Source organism: Oleiagrimonas sp. (genome assembly GCF_027858935.1).
Classification (GTDB): Bacteria; Pseudomonadota; Gammaproteobacteria; order Xanthomonadales; family Rhodanobacteraceae; genus Oleiagrimonas.
In genome coordinates this window covers 1-2,108 of sequence record NZ_JAQIBU010000133.1, presented here as the reverse complement: position 1 = coordinate 2,108, position 2,108 = coordinate 1, and the positions used below count along the sequence as shown (strand labels likewise).

Genomic DNA, 2,108 nt, shown 5'->3' with positions numbered 1-2,108 from the left:
CTGATGGTCGCCCTTGCACGCAAGACACTTGTGTATGAATGGCGCCGCTTCCTGCCTGCCATCGTCGCGGTGGGTTTTGCCGGCCTGCTGCAGCTCTTGCAGGCGGCGCTGGTACTGGGAATCTTCGGCAGCGCCAGCGTCTACATCACCGGCTCCTCGGCCGACCTGTGGATCGGGTATCCGGGTACCCAGAGCGTCAACCTGGGACGGGCGATCGATCCCAATGTCGAGATGCATCTGCGCATGGATCCCGCGGTAAAAAAGGTGGAGCCGTTTCTGTGGGTCGACGCGGACTGGCGTGGCGCGCACGACACCGGCGGCGAATCGGTATTTGTTTCCGGCGTCGATCCGCGTCCGGACTCCATGATGTTTTCGCGTACGTTGACGCCGCAGTTGCGCGCCCGATTGACCGAGCCGGATGCCGTGATCATCGACCGCGCCGACATCGACAAGCTTGGTGTCCAGGTAGGTGACCACGCCACCATAAACGGGCATCGCGTCCGCGTGGTTGGTGTGGCCTCAGGGCTGCGCGCGCTCGGCGGGGTCAACGTGCTCAGCTCACTGGAGACCGCCCGTCAGCTGGACACCGACCCGACCGACCAGGGCCGTCCGACCTATCTGGTTGCCAGCTTGCGCGACCCGTCCCAGGCCAACATGGTCGCCCGGCGCCTTGGCGGTGACCACGGTGTGGGCCCCTATGAAGTCTGGACCAGCAAAGCCTTCGCTCGCCGCTCGGTGCTGTACTGGATGCTTGATACCGGCGCCGGTGCCGGCGTGCTGTTCCTGGCCGGCATCGTGTTTCTGGTCGGTGCGGTGATCACCAGCCAGACCCTGATGGGTGCCGTGGCCGGCTCGGTGCGCGAGTACGCGACGCTGAACGCGCTCGGCGTCGGCGTCGCCAACCTGCGCTGGGTGGTACTGGAACAGGCCTTCTGGGTCGGCTCGATCGGATTGCTGGGTGCCACCATCCTGGGGCTGGGCTTGCTGGCGCTGGCTCGCAGTCAGGACGTCCCGGTGGTCATCAACCTGCCGGTCACGCTGGCCTGCGTGGTGCTTTCCATGGCGCTGGCCGCGGTTTCCGGTCTCGCCGCCATGCGCAGCCTGCGTCGCGCCGATCCGGCGACCCTGCTCCGATGAACGCCGCCATGCAGACATCCCTACAGACTTCAGCAGCTGCGCCAGCGTTGCAGGCCGAAGGCATCGCCAAGGCGTTCGTTTCCGGGCGGCTGCGCACCCGCGTCATCGAACAACTGTCACTGCGTATCGAGCCGGCTGAACTGACCCTCATTTCCGGCCCGTCCGGTTGCGGCAAGAGCACCTTGCTGGCGATCCTGAGCGGCCTGCTGAGCGTGGACGAAGGCCGGGTCATGGCGCTGGAAAGCGACCTCGGCCAACTCGATAGCCGCGCACTGGAACAATTCCGCCTGCATCACACGGGGTTCGTGTTCCAGGGTTTCAACCTGTTTCCCGCACTGACCGCACTGGAGCAGGTGGAGTTGCCATTGAGCTATCTGGGCATGACCAGGGCGGATGCGCGTGATCGCGCCGCGCAGTCGCTGGAAGAGGTCGGGCTTGGCCATCGCATGCGCCTGCGGCCATCGGAGCTTTCCGGCGGTGAAAAGCAGCGCGTGGCGATCGCCCGTGCACTGGCCAAACTGCCACAATTACTGTTCGCCGATGAACCCACCAGCTCGCTCGACGCCGCCAACGGCCAGATGATCATCGACATCCTTCATCGCATCGCGCGAGTGCACGGCACCACGGTGCTGTGTGTCAGTCACGACCCCCGCCTGATCCATCACGCCGATCGCGTACTCACCATGGAAGATGGACGAATTCTCACCGACAGTCGACCGGCCGAGCCGACTGCCCCGAACAAAGGATCAACACCATGACCGGCCCGCTTTCCCCGCTGCGACTGACAGCCGTGGCCTTGCTGCTGCTGGTCGGCGGCTGCTCGAAAAACGGCTCGCCTGCCTCGAACGCTTCCGTGGCGCCGGCCTATGCCGCGGTCGCGCGGGGCCGCATCGAAATAGACGGTGGCCTGCTTTCCCTTGATGCACCGCGCGAGGGCACGCTTGCCAGCGTGCGCGTGCATGAGGGTGACC

The 2,108-nt window shown here is 65.5% G+C and carries 2 protein-coding genes and 1 pseudogene; all 3 read left to right on the top strand.

From position 1 onward, the window contains the following. The first annotated feature begins 3 nt into the window (after positions 1–3). Positions 4–1,137, top strand: coding sequence for an ABC transporter permease (locus tag PF446_RS05055; RefSeq protein ID WP_298070159.1), 1,134 nt, complete (start codon positions 4–6; stop codon positions 1,135–1,137). 8 nt (positions 1,138–1,145) lie between these two features. After that, positions 1,146–1,895, top strand: a complete 750-nt coding sequence (locus PF446_RS05050; protein WP_298070158.1) for an ABC transporter ATP-binding protein — start codon at positions 1,146–1,148, stop codon at positions 1,893–1,895. Continuing rightward, positions 1,892–2,108 (top strand): annotated as a pseudogene (locus PF446_RS05045) (secretion protein HlyD); the annotation flags it as partial. The gene PF446_RS05050 and the pseudogene PF446_RS05045, both read left to right, overlap by 4 nt.

What these genes read in the sequence shown, in the direction of transcription:
- PF446_RS05055 (WP_298070159.1), top strand. Translation starts at nt 4, where the DNA reads ATGGTCGCCCTTGCACGCAAGACACTTGTGTATGAATGGCGCCGCTTC.
- PF446_RS05050 (WP_298070158.1), top strand. Translation starts at nt 1,146, where the DNA reads ATGCAGACATCCCTACAGACTTCAGCAGCTGCGCCAGCGTTGCAGGCC.